Source organism: bacterium (genome assembly GCA_021108215.1).
Taxonomy (GTDB): Bacteria; Oederibacteriota; JAAXVQ01; order JAAXVQ01; family JAUVAV01; genus JAIORK01.
Window position 1 is genome coordinate 26,403 of record JAIORK010000029.1, and the last position, 19,859, is coordinate 46,261.

At 48.9% G+C, this 19,859-nt stretch carries 19 protein-coding genes; 18 read left to right on the top strand and 1 reads right to left on the bottom strand.

The genetic code is table 11. The features are described 5' to 3' along the window. Position 1 precedes the first annotated feature (1 nt). The 10 genes from K8S19_06080 (at position 2) to K8S19_06125 (ending at position 7,127) form a co-directional block, all read left to right on the top strand. Positions 2 to 1,192 (top strand): amidohydrolase, encoded by a 1,191-nt coding sequence (locus K8S19_06080; GenBank protein MCD4813244.1) that lies wholly within the window; start codon positions 2 to 4, stop codon positions 1,190 to 1,192. After that, a complete protein-coding gene (locus K8S19_06085; protein MCD4813245.1) occupies positions 1,189 to 1,551 on the top strand; it encodes a hypothetical protein in 363 nt (120 codons plus the stop codon). The genes K8S19_06080 and K8S19_06085 overlap by 4 nt, the downstream gene beginning before the upstream one ends. Positions 1,552 to 1,826: 275 nt before the next feature. After that, positions 1,827 to 2,780: a tetratricopeptide repeat protein gene (locus K8S19_06090; protein MCD4813246.1), complete on the top strand. Its 954-nt coding sequence runs from the start codon at positions 1,827 to 1,829 to the stop codon at positions 2,778 to 2,780. Then, positions 2,768 to 3,784, top strand: a complete 1,017-nt coding sequence (gene thiL / locus K8S19_06095) for a thiamine-phosphate kinase (protein ID MCD4813247.1) — start codon at positions 2,768 to 2,770, stop codon at positions 3,782 to 3,784. The genes K8S19_06090 and thiL overlap by 13 nt, the downstream gene beginning before the upstream one ends. 105 nt (positions 3,785 to 3,889) lie before the next feature. After that, a complete protein-coding gene (gene tsaE, locus K8S19_06100) occupies positions 3,890 to 4,333 on the top strand; it encodes a tRNA (adenosine(37)-N6)-threonylcarbamoyltransferase complex ATPase subunit type 1 TsaE (protein ID MCD4813248.1) in 444 nt (147 codons plus the stop codon). Next, positions 4,330 to 5,052 (top strand): tRNA (adenosine(37)-N6)-threonylcarbamoyltransferase complex dimerization subunit type 1 TsaB, encoded by a 723-nt coding sequence (gene tsaB, locus K8S19_06105; protein ID MCD4813249.1) that lies wholly within the window; start codon positions 4,330 to 4,332, stop codon positions 5,050 to 5,052. The genes tsaE and tsaB overlap by 4 nt, the downstream gene beginning before the upstream one ends. 35 nt (positions 5,053 to 5,087) lie before the next feature. Beyond that, the gene (gene rimI / locus K8S19_06110; protein MCD4813250.1) at positions 5,088 to 5,546 is read left to right on the top strand and encodes a ribosomal protein S18-alanine N-acetyltransferase; all 459 of its coding nucleotides are present in this window, start codon (positions 5,088 to 5,090) and stop codon (positions 5,544 to 5,546) included. A 97-nt stretch (positions 5,547 to 5,643) separates the two neighbouring features. Continuing rightward, positions 5,644 to 5,853 (top strand): cold-shock protein, encoded by a 210-nt coding sequence (locus tag K8S19_06115; GenBank protein ID MCD4813251.1) that lies wholly within the window; start codon positions 5,644 to 5,646, stop codon positions 5,851 to 5,853. 129 nt (positions 5,854 to 5,982) lie between these two features. Beyond that, entirely contained in the window at positions 5,983 to 6,120 is a 138-nt protein-coding gene (locus K8S19_06120) for a hypothetical protein (protein ID MCD4813252.1), read from the top strand. Then, entirely contained in the window at positions 6,117 to 7,127 is a 1,011-nt protein-coding gene (locus K8S19_06125; protein MCD4813253.1) for an FAD:protein FMN transferase, read from the top strand. Before K8S19_06120 ends, K8S19_06125 begins: the two co-directional genes overlap by 4 nt. 25 nt (positions 7,128 to 7,152) lie before the next feature. Here K8S19_06125 and K8S19_06130 read toward each other — a convergent pair whose 3' ends face one another. After that, entirely contained in the window at positions 7,153 to 8,622 is a 1,470-nt protein-coding gene (locus K8S19_06130; GenBank protein MCD4813254.1) for a hypothetical protein, read from the bottom strand. A gap of 666 nt (positions 8,623 to 9,288) precedes the next feature. On the opposite strand from K8S19_06130, the gene purB reads away from it, so the two are divergent. The 8 genes from purB to purF all read left to right on the top strand — a co-directional run bounded on the left by purB (position 9,289) and on the right by purF (position 19,833). Further along, positions 9,289 to 10,587 carry an adenylosuccinate lyase gene (gene purB, locus K8S19_06135; protein MCD4813255.1) on the top strand — a complete coding sequence of 433 codons (1,299 nt, stop codon included), beginning with the start codon at positions 9,289 to 9,291 and terminating at the stop codon, positions 10,585 to 10,587. 25 nt (positions 10,588 to 10,612) lie between these two features. Then, the gene (purS, locus tag K8S19_06140) at positions 10,613 to 10,897 is read left to right on the top strand and encodes a phosphoribosylformylglycinamidine synthase subunit PurS (GenBank protein ID MCD4813256.1); all 285 of its coding nucleotides are present in this window, start codon (positions 10,613 to 10,615) and stop codon (positions 10,895 to 10,897) included. Continuing rightward, positions 10,894 to 11,598 carry a phosphoribosylformylglycinamidine synthase subunit PurQ gene (purQ, locus tag K8S19_06145; GenBank protein MCD4813257.1) on the top strand — a complete coding sequence of 235 codons (705 nt, stop codon included), beginning with the start codon at positions 10,894 to 10,896 and terminating at the stop codon, positions 11,596 to 11,598. Before purS ends, purQ begins: the two co-directional genes overlap by 4 nt. Before the next feature lie 20 nt (positions 11,599 to 11,618). Then, on the top strand, positions 11,619 to 14,132 hold the full coding sequence (locus K8S19_06150; GenBank protein MCD4813258.1) for a glycosyltransferase family 39 protein: 2,514 nt from the start codon (positions 11,619 to 11,621) through the stop codon (positions 14,130 to 14,132). After that, entirely contained in the window at positions 14,125 to 15,039 is a 915-nt protein-coding gene (locus tag K8S19_06155) for a class I SAM-dependent methyltransferase (protein ID MCD4813259.1), read from the top strand. The genes K8S19_06150 and K8S19_06155 overlap by 8 nt, the downstream gene beginning before the upstream one ends. Positions 15,040 to 15,322: 283 nt before the next feature. After that, positions 15,323 to 16,012 carry a glycosyltransferase family 2 protein gene (locus K8S19_06160; GenBank protein ID MCD4813260.1) on the top strand — a complete coding sequence of 230 codons (690 nt, stop codon included), beginning with the start codon at positions 15,323 to 15,325 and terminating at the stop codon, positions 16,010 to 16,012. A 136-nt stretch (positions 16,013 to 16,148) separates the two neighbouring features. Next, complete coding sequence (gene purL, locus K8S19_06165) at positions 16,149 to 18,398, top strand: phosphoribosylformylglycinamidine synthase subunit PurL (protein ID MCD4813261.1); 2,250 nt, start codon at positions 16,149 to 16,151, stop codon at positions 18,396 to 18,398. Beyond that, on the top strand, positions 18,391 to 19,833 hold the full coding sequence (gene purF / locus K8S19_06170) for an amidophosphoribosyltransferase (protein MCD4813262.1): 1,443 nt from the start codon (positions 18,391 to 18,393) through the stop codon (positions 19,831 to 19,833). The genes purL and purF overlap by 8 nt, the downstream gene beginning before the upstream one ends. The last annotated feature ends 26 nt before the right edge of the window (positions 19,834 to 19,859 follow it).

A 19,859-nucleotide genomic window follows, 5' to 3' on the forward strand; every position in this document is an offset into this window, starting at 1 on the left:
CGTGTCACGACCGGGACGGGATATTTATCAAAACGCCTTGAAACAGGGCAAGGCAATGCAAACCTGGCGGCGTCAAATTCATCAAAATCCTGAATTGGGATTTGAAGAAAAACAGACTGCTGCGTTGGTTGCCGGGGTCTTGCGTCGGACGGGTTGGAAGGTGAAAACTCAGGTGGCGAAAACCGGTGTTGTCGGCTTGCTTAAAGGAAAAAAATCTGGTCCGGTCATTGCCATTCGGGCGGATATGGATGCGCTGCCGATTCAAGAGCGGACCAAGTCCGGTTATGCGTCGCGAAGAAGCCGGGTTATGCATGCCTGTGGTCATGACGGCAATACAGCGATGGCATTGGGTGCCGCGACAATACTCAGCCGGTATGCAGTTCAAATGGCCGGTTCCTTGAAAATGGTTTTTCAGCCGTGCGAAGAAGTTCCTCCCGGCGGGGCCCAAGCAATGATCAGGGCCGGGGTGCTTGATTCGCCGCAGGTTTCTGCGATCATTGCCGGCCATATTGATACCAGTCTTCCGGCCGGTATCATCGGCGTCAAATCCGGTGTTATGATGGCAGCTGCCGATGCGTTTACCCTTACGATACAGGGTAAAGGCGGACACGGTGCCATGCCGCACCGTAGTGTGGATGCCATTGCCATCGCAGGTCAGATTATCACCAATCTCCAGCATTTGGCAGCACGCGAAACAGATCCGCTGAAATCGGTGGTTATCAGTATTGGGAAAATCAGCGGAGGATCAGCCTATAATATTCTTGCGGAGCAAGTTGTCATGCAGGGAACCATTCGTTCGTTAAGTGACCGAAAACGCCGGGAACTCCCAAAACGGATTGCCCAAATTGCCGCCGGGGTTGCACGTGCCCATCGTGGTTCAGCGCAGTTTGTTTTGAACCCGGGGCATCCGCCGCTGGTCAACCATGAAAAAATAACGGCACGGCTGGCGCAAGCCGGCGCGTATGTTCTTGGCAAGCACAAGGTGCGGCAGATTGGGCAGCCGATGATGTCGGGGGAAGATTTTACCTATTTTGCGCGCCAGGTGCCTGCTTGTTTTTTTTTGGTGGGTGCGGGGGACAAAAAAAAATATCACTATCCGTGGCATCATCCGTGTTTTGATTTTGATGAAAAGGGGCTGGTGGCAGGTGCCGCCGTCATGGTACAGACAGTTATGGATATGATCGGACAATGAAAAAAACAGTGAGTATTCTTCTTTTTGGGGGGATGCTTTTTTTGGCGGGGTGTGCAGGTGTCAATAGACGATCTGAGTCGCTGCATGTTACAATAACGCCGGAAAAAATTTATCCCGGGTGCGTGGTGGTTGCGGAAGTTATTGCGCCGCCCGGAACAACCGTCATGACCGGCAGACTTGATTATCCCGGTTCTCCGGTGATTCCGATGCGTACACGTGATGGTGGGAAAACTTGGGACTTTACAACACAAATACCACTTGATGCTTTCTGGCAACCGGGTCGTTACCGGGTTGTGGTGGAAGGGCGCGGGCCGAACGGCAGCTCGTTGTCGGGGCAGACCTGGGTTACGGCACCCTAGTCCCAACGAAGCGACTTGTCAAAATTCTTGGGTCATGGAGCTCCACGGGCAAGCCCGTGGCACCCCTTTTGACCTTGCGTCGTACTCCAATTTGGCAGGCGACATCCCGCGAGGCGTTATGACGCATTCATCCCCGGATCACCCGGCATCCGGCATGCGCCGGACAAGTTACGCCGGGCAAAAGCCCGGGGTGTTCTGCGGAGCGGGATAAAAAAAGCAGATAACGTTTGTATCATTAAGGTGGATGCGATTGCATCCCACAGGAGGAGAATCACGTGGTAAAAAAAACATCAAAGAAAAAGGGTGTGTCCCGGAAATCATCTCAGGCAACACCCAAAGCGAAGACGGGAAAGACAACTATGCCTTCCGGAAAAGCGGCGAAAAAAAGAATTACCAAGGTTGCGGAAACAGCCGGACCGGCTGTCGGTACCGCACCGCCGTGTGCGGCAGACACCCCGACAAAAAGTGAAGGCAGTCATCCCCAGATAACCATGCAGGCGTCGCGCCGATTTTGGCTGACATTTTTAGGGATCGCAGCGGTTGTGGTTGTGGTGGTACAGGGATACGGCTATTTGACCGGCTGGGGGAATCCGGAAAAAGTAATTCAGCGGCGGTTTGGTACCGCCCAGCGTCTGACCCTTGCCAAGCGCTATCCGGCGGCAATTAAGCAATATCAGAAAATCATCGAGCACTCACAGGATAAGGAGATAAAGCGGCAAGCGTCAATTGCTGTGGCGGACTTATACCGCGAGCAAAAGGACTGGCCCAATGCCATTCGAATGTACGAACACTTGCAGGGCCAGGATGATGAGACGGTTATGGCGGCATGGACCGGACTTAAGATTGCGGAGAGCCGGCATGAAGCCGGTCAATCAGAAATTGCACTGAGTACGTTTAGGAAAATTCGTGAACGATTTCCCAACACGGATTGGGATGCCGAGGCCCGCTTGGGAATGGGCAAGGTGTTTATGGACCAAGAGCAGTATCAGGAGGCCATTGTGGTTTACACCTCCCTCGAAAAAGATTACCAAGGTGGTTTTCTTGCGGCAGAGGCGTTGGTACATATCGGTGAATGTTATGCCAAGGAAGGGGATGTCGGGATGGCCCGCCGGACATTTCAGGGCGTGATTGATACCTATCCGGAGACCATGATCGACGACGCCAAAAAATATTTAAAACGTCTGGAAAATACGGGAAAACCCGAAGGGGTCAGCCTGTGGGGCGAGTAGCACAGCACGGCATCCGCTGGCAGGAAAATAGACTTGTTGCCTGGATTGCTCAGTACAGCAAAACTCTGAAAAATAATGCAGTGATGGGGATTGGTGATGATGCTTCGATTCACCAACCAATCGCCGGAGAGGTTGAACTGGTCACGTGTGATGCCCTGGTGGAAAACAGTCATTGGTCATTTGCGTGGTGTGATCCGGTTTCGCTGGGATACAAAGCGGCTGCAGTTAATTTATCTGATATTGCAGCCATGGGGGGGACACCGCACCGTGCACATTTGGTGCTCGGGCTGCCGCCCAAAATGGAATTCAAGGTTATTCAAAAAATTGTTAAATCACTGATGGATACATTTCATGCCTACGGTGTTGCGCTGGTGGGCGGGGATACGGTTGCGTCACCGGCGGGGATGACACTGGCGGTATATCTTCAAGGGTCTGCGGTGAAGCAGCAGGTTATGACCCGGGAAAAAGCCCGTTCAAATGATTTGTTGTTGGTGACAGGCCAGCTGGGTGATGCCGCCGCCGCTCTGGATATCGTCGTCCGGCGCCCCCGTTTGAAATCGAAATTTAAGCCGCTTATTCGCAAGCTGCTTCGGCCCTCACCCCGGGTGAATGAAGCGCGAACATTGGCACAGACCGGGAAAGTCAGTGCGATGATGGATCTTTCAGATGGATTGTCTGCTGATCTGAAAAAAATGGCCAAAGCCAGTCATGCCGGTGCACGCGTATACGCGGCACAGCTGCCTCTGTCGAAAATGTTGATTGCGGCAGCCCGTGATTTGCATCAGGATCCGCAGGCATATGCACTTGGCGGCGGCGAGGATTACGAATTGCTTTTCGCCACCGCACCGCAAAATGCCTATAAACTTATAGAAATTTTAAAAACCAAGCATAAAATTAAAACCACGATTATTGGTGAGGTGTTACCGCTGTCTTTAGGTGTTACCATGATGAGCGCGAGCGGTCAAAAAACGACTTTGCCCGATGGTTGGGAACATCGCGGATAGGCATTTCGCGAAAAGTGTCGCTGAAAATTTTGCCAATTGCTTTGATGGTTTGAATCAGGCATAATACGATTGAAAATGAGGTCGTCACAGGAGATGTCCGGAAGCATGAAGGAAACGAGTATCCATGAGAGTGCGTCGGTTGCAGAAACAGAATTAATCGGGGCTGAGTTGGCCAGGCAGCTGCGGTCAGGCGATGTGGTTGCCCTGTATGGTGAATTAGGCGCCGGCAAAACCTGTTTGATTCGGGGATTGGCCCATCAACTGGGGGTTGCAGAAGCGGTGACCAGCCCTACCTTTACCTTGATTAATGAATACCAGGCATCTTTGCCTCTTTATCATTTTGATTTGTATCGACTGGAACATCCGGGTGAATTGGAAGATATTGGATATGAAGATTATTTTTATAGTGAGGGCATCTGTGTTGTTGAATGGCCCGAGCGGGCAGGCACCTTACTGCCGCAGGCACATTGGAAAGTTCAATTGACAATTGCGTCTGAAGACAAGCGCCGGATCAGTATTCAAATACCCCTGGGCAGGAGCACGGCATGATTTTAGGAATCGATACATCCACCACCCGGCTTTCGCTGGCGGTGCGTGAACCTGCGCAGGAACCGGTCTGTGAGAACTCGGTTTCCCCACGGCGGCACAATGAAGCAATTTTACCCAAGCTGGAGAGTTTGCTGACAAACCACGGGTACACACCGGCAGATATCACCGGGGTTGCAGTGGGACTGGGGCCGGGTTCGTTTACCGGTGTTCGTATTGGTATTGCGACCGCGATGGGATTGGCGCAGTCTTTGTCACTTCCTGTGATTGGTATTTCAAGTTTTTTGACGATTGCGGCGGGCGTTTTAGCCAACCGGGTGCTGGTGATCGGCGATGCCCGGCAAAATATGCTTTACGCATCTGCGTATGAAAAAGTCGGCACAAAATGGCAGACGATTTTTACAGAACAATTGTTAACACCGGATGGTTTGGCCGATTGCCTGCCGGACCAAGCGTTTACACTGGCCGGACCGGAGGCAGGGAAATTTTATCCTGAGCTGGCAGGGAAAATTTCCGGATTGATATTGGCACCGGAAAGTAATTGTCTGCCGGATGCCGGAACGCTTATTAAATTGGCGGATAAAACGCTTGCCGCTCCGGTCGCGGTATCATTTGATCACGGCGGGACATCGCTGGAAGCATTGGTTCCGATTTACCTCCGCCGGACACATGCAGAGGAAATGCGGGAAAAAAATATGGGGACATCATGCGAGACAGCATGAAAAGCATCAGTCAGAATGAGGTGATCTTCACACCCATGCGGCCGGAGGATTTGGATGAAATTCTTTGGGTCGAGCAGAGTTCTTTTCGGGACCCCTGGACACGCAAGCTTTTTGAAGAAGAGATGCGGAATCCTGATTTGAGCCATTTTATGACCGCCCGGTGTCAGGAACACGTAGTGGGTTACATGGGTTTTTGGCTGATTCAGGAGGAAGCGCATATTACCAATTTGGCGGTTCATCCCGGATTCCGAAGGAGAAAAATCGGCGAACGCCTGCTCCTGCAAATTTTACAAACAGCGTACAGTCTGGGTGCGACCCGCGCCACATTGGAAGTGCGAGCCGGCAATGAACCTGCTAAAAAGCTTTATGAAAAAAACGGTTTCCAGATGGCGGCGATCCGGCGTAATTATTATGCCGACAACAATGAAGATGCCTTGATTATGTGGAAGCATGATCTTAGTGAACACTGCGTTTCCGGGGCAACAGACAAGTGATTCAAAAGCGCTTGACACGTATATTTCCCGGTGCTACATTACGAATTATTGGGCAAGATGTTTGAGAATTTCTTTTGAACAGGAGGAAAGCAAACTGATGCCGGCGAATGGGAAAGTCAAATGGTTTAACAATGCCAAGGGGTTTGGTTTTTTAGAAATGGAGGGTGAACGCGATGTGTTTGTTCATTATTCTGCGATTACCGGGGAAGGGTTTCGCAGTCTTAATCCCGGTGAACCAGTAACCTTTGAAATTATTGACAGCCCCAAAGGACCCCACGCTTCCAACGTTGAAAAAATTGAAGCCTGACAATATTCTTTGCCATGCCGATTCATGAAAGCCGACCTGTTCATGCAGGTCGGCTTTTTTAATATGTTGGCCGCGAATGTCCAGGTAAACCCGGGCTAAAGCAGGGGATTTCTGCGGGTTGTCTTATCTTTGGGGCGAATAGAAGCCGGTATGTTTTATCCTGCCGGCGCTTCATCAATGGGCAGCCTGTCCGGCGAATGCCGGATGCCGGGTGAGCTCGTGGGTTTTTATAACTTGGACAGCAGTGAGGAAAGGGAAAGAACATGAAGATAAAAATATTTTTTTTGGTCTTTTGGATGCTGGGCGGTGTTTCGGCATTTTCGGCGCAAATCGAGGATGTCAAAATTTACCAGTTGGCCTGGAAGGGTACGCCGGTCTCGATAACCGTGTGGGCAAGAAGTGCGGCAGACTGTGAAGCTGTTTTTGCTGTCTGCCGTGATGAGTTGGGCCGGCTGGAACAACACTATGCTTCTTATCGCCAGGGCAGCATTGTCAACCGGCTCAACCAGCAGGCAGGACGGCAACCGGTTTCAATCGATGCTGAAACCATGGGGCTGCTGCAAAAGGCAGGTCACTGGCATGAACAAACGGAGGGGGCGTTTGATATTACCCTCGCGAGTTATCTTTGGCAGTATGGTTTTGGACAGGATGATTATCGCGTGCCCAGTGAGCTGCGTCTGGCTCAATTTAAATCACTGGTGAATTTTAATTATATTGATATCCGTACCAAAGAAAAAGAAGTACTCTTTCGCAGGGATGGCATGCAGATCGAGCTGGACTCGATGATTATCAACCACGCATTTAAACGGCTCCGGATGCTTTTGAAAAAAAGCAAAAAGGCGCAATCGCTTCGATTGTCCATCGGCAAAAACAGTCTGGTTTATGGAAAACCACCGCAGGGCGATGTCTGGGAAGTTCCCTTGCTTGCACCGGGAAAAAACAACCATGTGCTGGCCGGCCTTACAGAAAAAAACGGGAATCTGTTCGTTGCGGATATTTATGAAAATTCTTTTGAGAAAAAAGGGAAGAGGTATCATGTCTATCTCGATGTCAAGACCGGGCGGCCGGCAGCTTATCATCAGGCCGCGTATCTCTGGCAGGATGAAAAAGTGAAGCAAGACCTGCCCGTCGCAGTGCTTATGGTGCTGCCGGCGGAAAAAGGATTGAACTTGGTGAATGAAAATCCAAACATGGAGTGTGTGATCATTGGGAGCGACAACACCCTTTATTTTTCTGAAGGGTGGAAAAAAACGCTCAAAGTCCGCTTTCCCTAAGCGGAAAATTGATGACCAATGAAAATCAGAATTTCTTTTTTTGCGTCAGGACACCTGGTTTTGAAATACCTATTCTTTGGTTGCTGATCTGAGCAACCCCGATTTGTTGCTGCTGCATCATGAGCATTACACCAACCGGAACATTTTCTTTTTTAGCTGAGCTTGGTTTGGCCAGTGTGCTTTTCACATTATCCTTTACGAATGACTTCTTCTTTTTCACAATGCCCTGGTATTTTGAAAAGAGTATTACGGTTTTTTCTCCGTTTGGTTTAATCGTGATCTGCTTGGATATGAGGGGGAAGAGCGGACTGCTTTTGTCATTGGAAAAATATTCGAAAGTTGTGAGGGTGCCATCCATATCAATGATTTTTTTTCTGCGTCCTTCAGAAAATTCAATGGTACGCTTGATACAGCCGTCCGGATTGAATAAAAACATTTGCTTGGGGACGCTTGTTTTAAAGAAAGCATCCCATTCAAACTCTGTTCTGGCTTCCAGTTGTTCGTTCTTGGAGAAATCCAGTTTTAAATTCGGATGGTCGTTTTTATAAAAGACTAATTGGTTGATGCTGCCGTCCGGGTGATAGGTTTCTTTGCGTGCGGTCCGGCCGTTTTTATAATACTCTTTGCTGCACACATTGCCGTTGCTATCATACTTGGTGTGGGATTGCTTAAACTTTTTCGTGTATTTATCATACTGAGATTTTAGACAGCCTGAAGTGCTGCTGTTGGAAAGGCGCTTTTTATTGAGCCATTGTAACAAAGATAAGGGTCGTTTAAGGAAACGCACGGTGGATGCGATAACCCCCTCGTCGGTATAGTAATTTTCAAAGTAAGAGTTCTGATTGAAACCGCTATCGAAAATTGTTATCCCGTTTTTGAACATTTTAATAATATTATCAAACCGGTCCTTTAAAATGATGTTTTTATTGCCGCCTTGGTAGTGCGTTACCGTGATAAAAGAAATTTTTCCGTTTCCGTCAAATTGGTATTTGAAATAAGAAACGATCTTCTGCTGGCCCGGTCGTTTGATTTCTTGATAAATGAGCAGACCCCGGTTATTGAAGAAGCATTTGGATATCCCGTGCGTTCCTTTACTTACAACCAACATACCTTGGCTGTAATAGCTGAAATTGAGGACAGTCCCGTCCGGAAGTTTGGCCGATGCGATGCGACCTTTTTTATCTTTGATGATAACACCATCTTTAATCATACCAACCAACCCGAGCAGACTTGACAGCTCCGGAATCGGTTTCGCGCCGGATTCCATCAGATGCTCGATTTCTTTGAGCAGGGAGTTATTCTCAAACAAGTACACGATCAAAAATCCCATCCAGGAACTCTTTTTTTTATCTGGAAAGAAATTGCTATAAAGTTTCCCCAGATTGCTAAAAAAAGCGGCACCTGCAGCGCTAAAGAAGATATCGGCAGTCAAACCATGACCAAAAGTTGTAATGCATTGCTCAACAAATTTTTTTTGGTCCATCTTTTTGAACATGTTTTTTTCCTTTTCCAAGGCTGTGAGCAAAGCAGAAGGTTTTGGATTGAGAATAGGATTATGACTCAGGGAGAGGGCGGCAAATGCCTGGGTTGTAGATAAAAGGCATGACATAATGAAAAAACAAAAGAAAATAATAGAAGCTGTTTTTAATGGACGGCGATACCAAGTGATCATAATATATCACCCCTTTCAATTTATACTAAAATTATAACAATCCAGTAATTTATGTAAAGGTGGAAGAGTTGATATGACAATTTTTTTACATATGTCATGATTCGTGATAATTTTGATATGCAGGTCGAATCGCCATTAAACAAAGCGGAAAAGGTGATGCAATGTGAGAAAGACACATAATTTGTACGGTTTTCAAGGTTTTGAGAAAATATCTTGACCCCATTCGGGTTTTTTCGCTATAATGCAGCTTCTTTTAGGGTGGTTATTATAAAAATCATTGAAAAATAGTCTTTTTCTTCAATGACCCCTTTTGGCGACTCCTGCAAAATATCTTTTATCCCGCTCCGCAGAACACCCCGGGCTTGCCCGGGGATGAATGCGTCATAACGCTTCGCGGGATGTCGCCTGCCAAATTAGAGTACGACGCAAGGTCAAAAAGGGGTGCCACGGGCTTGCCCGTGGGGCTCCATAATAAGGAATTGATGACTCATGATAGAACGGTATACTTCTAAAGAAATGCTCCGCATTTGGTCGGAGACGCATAAATTGGAGACTTGGCTGGCGGTTGAACTGGCAGCATCGGAAGCCCAGTCGGAATTGGATATTATCCCTAAAAATGTTTACCAAAAGATGAAGCGCACTGCCCGGATTAACCCGCGTCGCGCTGCTGCAATTGAAAAAGTGACAAATCATGATATTATCGCATTTGTTTCTTCAACTGCGGAATCCATGGGTGAGGTGGGGCGGTATTTGCATTATGGGATGACATCGACTGATGTGGTGGACACAGCGCAATCATTGCGTATCCGGGATGCTTCGAAACTGATTAAGGATCAGATGCTGCGGCTGGAAAAGGCACTGATTAAGTTGGCGAAGAAATATCGCGACACACCCATGATCGGACGCTCGCATGGTGTTCACGCCGAGCCCATCACGTTTGGTTTGAAGATAGCGGTTTTTCTGACGGAGTTGCGCCGGCAACTGGAGCGATTTGATCGGGCCTGTGCATCTGTGGAGGTCTGTAAATTATCCGGGGCGGTTGGGACCTATGCCAATCAAGATCCGCGCGTGGAAGCCAAGGTTGCCAAAAAACTCACGTTGCAACAGGAAGTGCCTGCCACGCAGGTGGCCTCGCGTGACCGACATGCAGAGTATCTCTGTGTGATTGCTCAGGTTGGCGGTACGTTAGAAAATATTGCGGTAGAGATCCGTCATCTGCACCGTACCGAGGTACGGGAGGCGGAAGAGTTTTTTGCCAAGGGGCAAAAAGGCTCCTCGGCCATGCCGCATAAACGCAATCCTATTTTATGCGAGCGGATTACCGGGTTGGCGCGCTTGCTGCGCGGCTATGCTGTCGCGGCGATGGAAAATATGGCGTTATGGCATGAACGGGATATCTCGCATTCTTCGGTCGAGCGTATGATTTTACCGGATGCGACCGCGATTTTGGAATATCAATGCAAATTGACCGCCAATGTGATGGAAAACTTGGCAGTCAATCCCAAGATGATGCAGCACAATATTGATCTGACGTTTGGTCTCGTTCATTCCCAGCAGGTGCTGCTCGCACTGGTTGAAAAAGGCATGTCCCGCGATATCGCTTACCATAAGGTCCAGCACTTGGCCATGCAGGCTTGGAATGAACAAAAGGATTTTCGTCAATTGGTCAGAGCAGACAGGGATATTCAGAACCGGTTAAGCGAACGTGATTTTAAAATGTGTTTTGATATGCAATATCATACCAAGCATGTGGCGCGTATATTTCGCCGGATTGGATTAGGGAAATAATTTAACCCAGTATTGGAGGCAAGGTATGGCGCAGGCTAAGCAGGATTGGACCGTTGAGATCTATGTGACATTAAAACCGAGTGTGTTGGACCCGCAGGGCGCGACGGTTCAGCAAGCACTCAATTCAATGGGATATACCAGCCTGACCGGTGCGCGGTTGGGAAAATATTTTAAATTGAATTTTTCGTCCCGTTTGACCAAAGCGGAAGTGGAAAAACAAACGCGGCGCATGTGTGATAAGTTGTTGGTCAATCCGGTGATTGAACAATACCATTTAAAAATTTTGAGTGAGAAAAAGAGGAGGGCATGAAGTTCGGCGTTGTTGTTTTTCCCGGCAGTAATTGCGATCATGATTGTTATTCGGTAGTGCGCGATGTTTTGCAGCAACCGGTGGAATTTATCTGGCACGGCCGGAAAACCATGCCGCAGGTTGACTGTATTATTTTGCCGGGCGGTTTTTCCTATGGTGATTATTTGCGCACGGGTTCGATTGCCATGTTTTCGCCGGTTATGGATATGGTCAAAGCCCATGCCAAACAGGGCAAAGCAGTGATCGGTATTTGCAATGGATTCCAAATTTTGCTGGAATCCGGGATGCTGCCCGGTGCGATGCTGCGCAACCGCTCTTTGAAATTTATTTGTAAATATGTTGACCTGCGGGTCGAATCCAATAAAACCCCCTTTACCCAACATATTCCGCAGGGAACTGTATTGAAAATTCCGGTTGCCCATGGCGAGGGGAATTATTATTGTGATCAAAGGACCCTCTCCCATTTACGTGCCAACAAGCAAATTATCTTCCGTTATAGTGATGGCAGCGGCACTGTCAACGATGCGAATAATCCCAACGGTTCTTTGGATAATATTGCCGGGATTTGCAATGAGCAAGGCAATGTGCTGGGTATGATGCCCCATCCGGAGCGGAGCATGGAGCAGGCCATGGGTTCGGTGGATGGACTTGAATTATTTCGCTCCCTTTTAGCCGGCGCCAGATTGCTCATCCATCCTTAAAGTGAGGTTCTTGTCAACCCGTGGCGAAGAAAGCACATAGACAAGCCGATCATCCACAGGCCCTGCACCCCTATTTTTTGCCGGTGCTGCTGCTTTTAGCAGGCTGGTCGGTATTGCTGGTTTGGAAGACGATGAGCCATTTTCACTGGCGCTGGGATCAGATCTCGCTGCTTTTTCAATGGGGCCGTTTTGGAACGCTCCAGGGAACCACTTTTTTTTCCCAATGGATCACCACAGGCAAACATCTCATTTGGTTGGCAATTTTTTGTCTGGCAGCCTATGGTTTAGGGAACCCCCTGTTAAAAAAACTGGTTCACCGGCCCGATTCCCGGTTGGATGCATTTCTTTTTTCCACTGCCTTGGGATTTACCCTGATGGCATTGACCTTTTTCTTTCTCGGTGTGCTACAACTTTACTATTCCTGGGTGGCGGTTGTTTTTTTATTGGGAGCAGCCGGATGGGGAGCATGGATTGTCTGGACCCATCGGGAGCAGCTGCGTCCGGGTAAGGGATGGTTGTTAGGTCAATCAAATTGGATGGACAAATTTTTACTGATAGCGGTTTTCGGGTTTTTGCTCCTGGTCGGGATGATGGTGACGGTTCCGGAAATATTTTTTGATTCTTTGGTCTATCACCTGGCTGTGCCGGATGCATGGATTAAGCAGCAGGGTATCCATGTTTTGTCCTACAACTTTTTTTCTAATTTACCGCTGATGATTGAAATGCTGTATACCGGAGCTTTGTTGGTGGCGGATGAACGCTTGTGCCGCATGCTGCATGCACTGTTGGGCCTTTTAGGTGCGTTGGCGATTTTTTCGATCGGACGACGTTTTTACGGACGGCGCGCAGGATTGTGGGCTGCCGGATTGTTCCTGACGGTTCCGGTGGTGGTGATGAATATGCAGACCTGCGGCGTGGATGCCGGGGCGGCTTTTTTTGCTGCCATGGGTTTTCTGGCACTGTGGGCCGGCCTGTCGGACCGCCACTCAAACGCATCCCCCTATTTGGCGGGAATCCTGGTCGGTATGGCGGTGGCAAGCAAGTATAATACAGTGTTTATGCTGGGACCGGCCGCGCTTTTTTTACTTTGGCAGGGTTTTCGGCGGAAAATACCTGTTAAAACATTACTGCTGCTGGCAATAAAAATTGGGTTGACCGCGTTTTGTATTCTGATGCCCTGGTGGTTAAAAAATACGGTGAATACCGGCAATCCGGTGGCGCCATTTATGTATAAGCATATCCCTACCAAGCATTTGCATCCTGAAAAAATGCAACAGCAGATGGACGGTTTCAAAGAATACGGCAAGCGCAATTTGCTCCAGTATTTTCGGCAACCCTGGGATTTGACATTTTATCAACCGACCAGTAATTCTTATGTTGGTGTGGTTTTTTTATTTTTATTGCCCGGTATGATTTTGATGCTGCTTTTTTGGCGGCGCGGGCCTCCCATCCAACTTGTCATGCTGCTGACTTGTTTGGCAACGGCGGTTTTATGGTCTTCCCAGACCCAGATTACGCGATATTATATTCCTGCGCTTCCCCTGCTGACGATTCTATGCGCGGCGGTTATAAAACAATGGCAGACATGGAATAAATTGCTGGGAAGTATTGCGCGTCTGACCACCCTCGGCTTGGTGTTTTGGGGACTCTTATGTACTGCCGGCATTGCGATTCCCAGTTGGGACCCGGTGGGCGCTTTTTTAGGGTTGGAGAGTCGGGATACGTATTTGGCGCGCCGGCTGATGAGCAGCTATCATGGAATGGCAAAGCAAGTCAATCAATTGCCTGATCCTGTGAAAGTATTGCTGGTGGGTGAGACGCGTACCTATTATTTTTCAAAACCGGCGACAGCAGCAACGGTCTATGATACCAATCCCTGGATTGACTGGATTGATCGGGCGGAAAATTCACGGGCGGTCTGGGAGCGACTACGGGCGCAAGGGTATACCCATGTGTTTGTTCATTCGCAAGAAGCTGTCAGGACTCGCGGCTATGAAAAATATCACTGGAATGATGCCGCCTTACAAAAATTACGCGAACTCCAGACCTGGTATCTTAAACCCATTGCCACTGATCGGCAGCAATGGATTTTTGAAATTGTTGATACGCCTGATCTGGCGCAGCCGGTTAAGACCGGCCGGCCGTTGTATACCTATGATTCTGAGGTGACCCGCGTTGTCGGGGAGCATAATTCCCGGGTTTATTTTTATTTGCAGCAAGGCAAAATGGTTGATGCGCGGGCGACGTGGATGCGCATGATTGAATTAACACCGGACTGGTTGGTGCCGTATACCAATTTGGGGTGGTATTATTTACAGAATAATATGCCGGTCGAGGCACTTCAAATGTATCAGAAAGCGGACAGGATGGGATGGCTGGATCCGGGGAGTTACAATAATCTCGGAGTTCAGTACATGTCCCGGGGAGATCATGTCAATGCGGAAAAAAGGTTTCGTCTGGCACTGATACTTAAGCCTGATTTTGAAGTGGCAAAAAAAAATCTTGATGCTGTTTTGCTAAAGAAGCATGACTAAGTCCAAGCCGTCCGCTCCGAGCAAGCAGGTCATTTGCAATGTCTGCCAAGATGCCACTGCCGGTACGCCGGTTTTTTCAATCGCCGGTTTTACGTTGGTTCACTGTCCCGTGTGCGGTGTTTTGCGGGTCAATCCCCGTTTGGAAGATGCGGCGCTAAAAGAGTATTATGATGAAACGTATTGGGCCAGCCGGGATTCGGTGGTGCGCGGTTATTCTGATTATACGTCGGACGCGGCGAATATTCGGCGGACGTTTCGGCGGCGGATGCAGGGGTTGCTTCGTGAAAAAGCAGATGCCAATCGTTGGCTGGATGTGGGATGTGCAGCGGGTTTTTTGGTTCAGGAAGCCGGAGAAGCAGGCTGGGATGCTTTTGGCGTTGAATGGTCCGGCTATATCATCCGTCAGGCCGGGGATGAAGTTAAAACGCGGATTACAGCCGGCAGCCTCCTGGAGGCGGCCTGGCCGCAGGGATTTGATGTTATCACACTGTGGGATTATCTGGAGCATTCTCCTCATCCGCGGGAGGATTTGGAAAAAGCAGTCAGTCTGCTAAATCCAGAGGGGCGGATTTCCATTATTATTCCGGATGCCGGTTCCTGTTTGGCGAAAATGATGGGTGTCCGCTGGGAAGAGTTTAAAAAACCCCAGGAGCATCTTTACTTTTTTACCCGGTCGCAGCTGGTACGCTTGTGTCAGTCGCTGGGTCTGCAGATTGAAAGTGCATCCCGGGCCGGAAAATATGCCAGTCTGGGTTTTGCTTTTTCCCGGTTTCAATCCGGGGACGGGATTTTGTATTGGGGAGCGCGATTCGCAATCTGGTTATTCGGGGTTATCGGGCTGCTCAAGCTGGTGGTGTATATAAATCCGCAGGATAAATTACATTTAATTTGCAGGAAAAAATTTTAGCATATGTGTCTAAATTAAAATATCCAGAGTTCAACGAAATCGTACGGGATGCTTGTTTTTTCAGAAAAAAAACGCACCCCAAGTGTTTGGTCGGGCAATTGAGATCAGAATCAGCATTACCGGCTCTAGCGTATGCACACAGTGCCGATTTTTCTGGAAAAACAAGCATCCCGTACGATTCATCCACAGGAGCTTGCGTTAATTTAAACAGCAGTGATTTCTAAAAAAGTTTCTTGGTTTGCAAGAGATGAATGCTGGTATGAATTTGTAGAAGGAGACCGCTGTGAAAGTTACGGTATTGATTCCGGCCAAAAACGAGCAGGACACGATTGTCGAGGTATTGCACCGTGTTTTGCGGGAATTTGAGTTTTTTGCAGGTGAGATCATTGTAATTGATGACGGCTCACATGATGCGACGGTTGAATTGGCACAATCCGTGGAGGGGATCAAGGTCGTGCCGCTTAATCCGGGCCGCGGCAAAGGGGCGGCACTCAAAGCGGGATTGGCAAAAGCAACCGGCGATGTTATTTTAGTCCAGGATGCTGATCTGGAATACGACCCGACCGATTATCCGGCTTTGCTCAAGCCGATCCGTGACAACCAGGTCGATGTGGTGTACGGATCACGTTTTTTAGGCGCCAAAAGCGGACGTGCCTTTGGCATTTCCAGCTGGAGTTTCTATCTGGGAGGCCGTTTCTTATCGTGGTTGACCTCCGTGCTTTACGGTGCTAGAATAACGGACTCTGCAACCGGTTATAAAGTCTTTAGAACGTCACTTCTCAGGGAAATCGATTTTAAGGCACAGGGATTTGAATTCTGCCCTGAAGTAACCGCTAAAATACTAAAGAAAAAAATTTCCATTCTGGAAGTTCCGATATCCTATACCCCGCGTTCTGTTGCGGAGGGAAAGAAAATACGCTGGGTGGACGGATTTATCGCTATTGGGACATTGCTAAAATACAGATTGCGCTGACAATTAATACAGGTCATTGAAAAAGAGCGGAGGAAAGAAACTCTTGAAAACGAGTACTTTGAAAAAGAAAACAGTACCTGCAAAACCGGTTCGTAAGAAAACGGGATTAAAAATCAAGCAGGAGCCCAAAGCGCCGATTGCCTGTCCGGGTGATCCTGAGATTACACCCGCGCTCATCAAAGAGCACGGTTTGACACCCCAAGAATATGCCTCTATTGTAAAAATTCTTGGCCGGATACCGACCTATACCGAATTGGGCATGTTTTCTGTTATGTGGTCTGAACATTGTTCTTATAAAAATTCACGCCCTGTGTTGAAACAATTTCCCACCAAAAACAAGCGCGTGATTCAGGGACCGGGCGAGAATGCCGGTGTCATGGATATTGGTGACGGTCGTGCAATTTGTTTTAAAGTGGAATCACATAACCATCCGAGTGCGATTGAACCGTACCAGGGTGCGGCCACCGGTGTGGGCGGTATTTTGCGCGACATTTTTACCATGGGTGCGCGGCCGGTTGCCTGCATGAATTCACTGCGTTTTGGGAAACTCAATCATGTCAAAGCCCGCCATTTGTTTGACGGTGTGGTCGCCGGTATTGCCGGATATGGTAATTGTATCGGAGTTCCCACCATCGGCGGTGAGGTGGTTTTTGATGACACCTATTTGGATAACTGTTTGGTCAATGTGATGGCAATCGGATTTATGAAGCATGAGGAACTTGCTCTGGGACGGGCATCCGGCGTAGGGAACCATGTTTTTTACATTGGTTCCACAACAGGACGCGATGGCATTCATGGCGCGACATTTGCCTCGGATGAACTCTCGGATTCGGCTGAGGAAAAGCGGAGCGCAGTGCAGGTGGCGGACCCTTTTATGGAAAAACTATTATTGGAAGCAACCTTGGAGCTTATCCGGGGGAAGCACTTGACGGGCATTCAGGATATGGGTGCTGCCGGATTGACCTGTGCAACCAGTGAGATGGCTGCACGGGGCAAGACCGGGATGGATGTGGAATTGGACAAAGTCCCGCAGCGCGAGACCAAGATGGTGCCCTATGAAATTTTACTTTCGGAATCTCAGGAGCGTATGCTGTTGGTGGCCAAACCAGGGCATGAGAAGGATGTAAAGCGTATCTTGAAAAAATGGGGACTGCATGTGGCGGATATCGGGAAGGTCACCAATGACGGCATGGTGCGGATTCGTCAGCAAGGCAAAGTGGTGGTAGAGATACCGGCCGGCGCCCTGGCAGACACAGACTATCCGGGATATCCCACGTATATTCGTCCGACGCGGAAACCGGCGTATCTGGATAAGGTAAAGGCAATTTCTAAAAAGGCCCTGCAGTATAACAAACCGGCGGATAAGGCCTTGTTGAAATTATTGGCCTCACCCAATCTTTGTTCAAAACGGTATATCTGGGAACAGTACGATCATATGGTGAGGACCAATACGACACTACTGCCCGGTGCGGGGGCTGCAATGCTGCGGATTAAGCATACACGCAAAGCCGTCTCTGTCTCAACCGACGGCAATGGCCGGTTTACCTATTTGGACCCGCATATGGGCGGACGGATTGCCGTTGCCGAGGCAGCGCGCAATGTGGCGGTTACCGGTGCTGAACCGCTGGGTGTGACCGATTGCCTTAATTTTGGCAATCCCATGGATCCTGAAATTTTCTGGCAATTTAAGCATGCAGTACGCGGGATGGCTGAGTCCTGTCGTGCCTTGGGGACTCCGGTGACCGGCGGCAATGTGAGTTTCTATAACGAAAGTCCTGCCGGGGCGGTTGATCCTACGCCGGTTGTCGGTGTGGTTGGATTACTCGAGGATATTGATCAGGCGGTAACACCCTGGTTTAAATCAGAATGTGACTGTATTGTGCTCTTGGGTGAAACTTTCAATGAACTGGGCGGCTCCTCCTGGCTCTATGAGCTTCAGGGAATTAAAGCCGGTCCGGTACCTGTTTTGGATTTGAAAAAAGAGGTTGGCTTGCAAAAGGCGCTGGTGAGCGCTGCCCGTTCCCAGCTACTCAAGTCGGCGCAAGATTGTTCCGAGGGGGGGCTGGCAGTTGCTTTGGCAGAGTGTACTTTCCTGGGGAAAACCTGCGGTCAAAAAAATAGGGGCGCTGAACTGGATCTTCAGGATACACTCGCACTGAATAGTCTGCTGTTTTCAGAATCGCAATCACGCGTGATTGTCAGTGTTGCACCGGAAAAGCTGGATGCTTTTAAAGCGATATGCAAAGACCTGAAAGTCCCTTGTACAGATGTGGGCACTGTCACCGGAGACCGGTTGGTAATCCGGCAAAAAGGGAAGCGTATTTTATCAGAATCAGTAGTAACCCTGCGCAAAGCATGGGAAGGCGGTTTGAAGCATTATGTCTAATCAAATTGATAAACCGCGTGAGGCTTGCGGGATTGCAGCTGTTGTCAATGTGCCGGAAGCAGCCAATCTGGTGTATCTCATGCTTTACGGGTTGCAGCACCGCGGTCAGGAAGGCGCGGGGATTATTGCCAGAGATGAAAATGGGTTTACTGCGGTGAAAGGATCGGGATTGGTGGCAGATGTTTTTAATGAAGAAAAACTCGGCACACTGCCCGGGAAGACCTCGATTGGGCATGTCCGGTATTCGACCACCGGAGGTTCCGTGGAACAAAATGCGCAACCCATTTTGGTGGAATACAGCCGCGGTAATCTGGCTTTGGCCCACAATGGTAATTTGGTCAATGCCGATGCCATTCGGCATGAATTGGTCAGCAGCGGCTCAATTTTCCAAACTACCGCAGATTCAGAAGTGTTGATTCATTTGCTGTCTCGCAATCAGGAAAAGGATTTCATCAAGGCGCTTTCGACCAGTTTGGAGCAGTTGAAGGGTGCGTACTCATTTTTGTTGCTCAATGATGAGGCGCTTTATGCCATCCGCGACCCATACGGATTTAGACCCCTGGCCATCGGAAAACTGGGCGGGAATTATGTTGTGGCGTCTGAGACATGCTCGTTTGACCTCATTGGCGCTGACTATATCCGGGATGTGGAACCCGGCGAGATTGTTAAAATGAGCAAATATGGGTTGGAATCCTATCGTTTCGCGGACAAGCGGCAACAGGCGCTGTGTATTTTCGAGTATATTTATTTCTCCCGTCCGGATTCAATTATTTTTGGAAATTCCTGTTGGGAAGCGCGCCGCCGATTGGGACAGATGCTGGCAAAAGAGAACCAGCATCCGGCTGATTTGGTCATTCCCGTACCGGACTCGGGTGTCTGTACTGCGATTGGTTTTTCCCAGGAAGCCGGGATTCCTTTTGAAATGGCATTGATCAGAAACCACTATATCGGAAGGACTTTTATTGAACCCTCGCAATCCATTCGCGATTTCGGGGTGAAACTTAAATTTAATGTTGTCAAAGAAGCTGTTCGCGGGAAGCGGGTCGTGGTGATTGATGATTCTTTGGTTCGCGGAACAACCGCCCGGAAGATTGTTAAAATGATTCGTCAGGCAGGCGCCAAAGAGATTCACATGAAACTCAGCTCCCCGGCGGTGAAATATCCTTGTTTTTATGGTATGGATTTTCCAACCCGCAAAGAACTGATTGCAGCGACCCATTCAGTCGATGAGATTACCCGGCATTTGCGGGTGGATTCGGTGGCCTATCTTTCTCAGGAAGGCATGCTGGCTGCCATGACCGAGGGCAAAGACTGTTTTTGCCAGGCTTGTTTTGATGGCAACTATCCTGTGGATTTTGGCAATCGTGATGAACTCAGCGGACGGGACATTAGTGAAAAGCAACTGTCTGAAACCCGGAGCAACCGGGTTGGTTGATTTTTAGTAGGGAACGGTCGCGACCG

Excerpts from the sequence above, each read along its gene's own strand:
- K8S19_06085 (MCD4813245.1), top strand. The coding sequence starts at position 1,189 with ATGAAAAAAACAGTGAGTATTCTTCTTTTTGGGGGGATGCTTTTTTTG.
- tsaE (MCD4813248.1), top strand. The coding sequence starts at position 3,890 with ATGAAGGAAACGAGTATCCATGAGAGTGCGTCGGTTGCAGAAACAGAA.
- tsaB (MCD4813249.1), top strand. The coding sequence starts at position 4,330 with ATGATTTTAGGAATCGATACATCCACCACCCGGCTTTCGCTGGCGGTG.
- rimI (MCD4813250.1), top strand. The coding sequence starts at position 5,088 with ATGCGGCCGGAGGATTTGGATGAAATTCTTTGGGTCGAGCAGAGTTCT.
- K8S19_06115 (MCD4813251.1), top strand. The coding sequence starts at position 5,644 with ATGCCGGCGAATGGGAAAGTCAAATGGTTTAACAATGCCAAGGGGTTT.
- K8S19_06125 (MCD4813253.1), top strand. The coding sequence starts at position 6,117 with ATGAAGATAAAAATATTTTTTTTGGTCTTTTGGATGCTGGGCGGTGTT.
- K8S19_06130 (MCD4813254.1), bottom strand. The coding sequence starts at position 8,622 with ATGTTCAAAAAGATGGACCAAAAAAAATTTGTTGAGCAATGCATTACA.
- purB (MCD4813255.1), top strand. The coding sequence starts at position 9,289 with ATGATAGAACGGTATACTTCTAAAGAAATGCTCCGCATTTGGTCGGAG.
- purS (MCD4813256.1), top strand. The coding sequence starts at position 10,613 with ATGGCGCAGGCTAAGCAGGATTGGACCGTTGAGATCTATGTGACATTA.
- purQ (MCD4813257.1), top strand. The coding sequence starts at position 10,894 with ATGAAGTTCGGCGTTGTTGTTTTTCCCGGCAGTAATTGCGATCATGAT.
- K8S19_06155 (MCD4813259.1), top strand. The coding sequence starts at position 14,125 with ATGACTAAGTCCAAGCCGTCCGCTCCGAGCAAGCAGGTCATTTGCAAT.
- purF (MCD4813262.1), top strand. The coding sequence starts at position 18,391 with ATGTCTAATCAAATTGATAAACCGCGTGAGGCTTGCGGGATTGCAGCT.